This is a genomic window from Mesorhizobium sp. M7A.F.Ca.MR.148.00.0.0, assembly GCF_003997735.1.
In the GTDB taxonomy this organism is placed as follows: domain Bacteria; phylum Pseudomonadota; class Alphaproteobacteria; order Rhizobiales; family Rhizobiaceae; genus Mesorhizobium.
Genome location: NZ_RZTB01000352.1, coordinates 1 through 647, shown reverse-complemented (window position 1 = coordinate 647; position 647 = coordinate 1). Strand labels below are relative to the sequence as shown.

Sequence of the window (647 nt, the reverse complement as noted above, 5' to 3'; positions counted from 1 at the left end):
AAGATCCGGACTGCGCTCGAAAATTGAGAAACGCGAGGTCAGCCGATGTGGCGGACCGGGTCGAGAATATCGAACTGACAAGCGCCGTTCAGCCCAGAAGACGGTCTAGTGCCCGGCCGTGCCGGCGCCGGGACTCAACCGTTTGCAACTCTAATCGTCTGATTAGGAAATATTGAACCGTCTCACGGTAAAATGGTAGCGGCGTGGCGAGCTGTGGGCTTCAAAACCATGGAACATTCGGTTGCAGCATCGGCCCCACTGACGGGGGCCATCGTCGGACGTGCTTTTCCTGGCATCTTGGCGGATGCCTTTTGGCGACACCGGCTGCTGCACGCTATGGCGCTATGGCTACCGCTGCGCTGCTTCTGGCAAGCGCAGTCGGGTGGCACACTGGAAACATGCCGGATTTCGGCGTTCTGGCGGAATACGCCGGGTATCTTTTCATCGCCTTCTGGATTTGCGGCTCAGCCCTTGCACTTGGGACGCTTTTCCACCTTGCGCTGGTCCAGCGGGAAACCGAACCGCTGCACACCTTCCTCAAGTCACTGGGTAGATTCTTTGGCGATGCCGAACGCATTGCCAACAGCCTGAATGGCCTGGGTGCGGGTCTTGCCTTCATATCCGCGATCGGTGTGTTGAAGGGAGCC

General features: G+C 58.6%; 1 pseudogene. It reads left to right on the top strand.

From position 1 onward, the window contains the following. Nucleotides 1–398: 398 nt before the first annotated feature. Nucleotides 399–647, top strand: a pseudogene (locus EOB49_RS34455) (phosphoesterase PA-phosphatase); the annotation flags it as partial.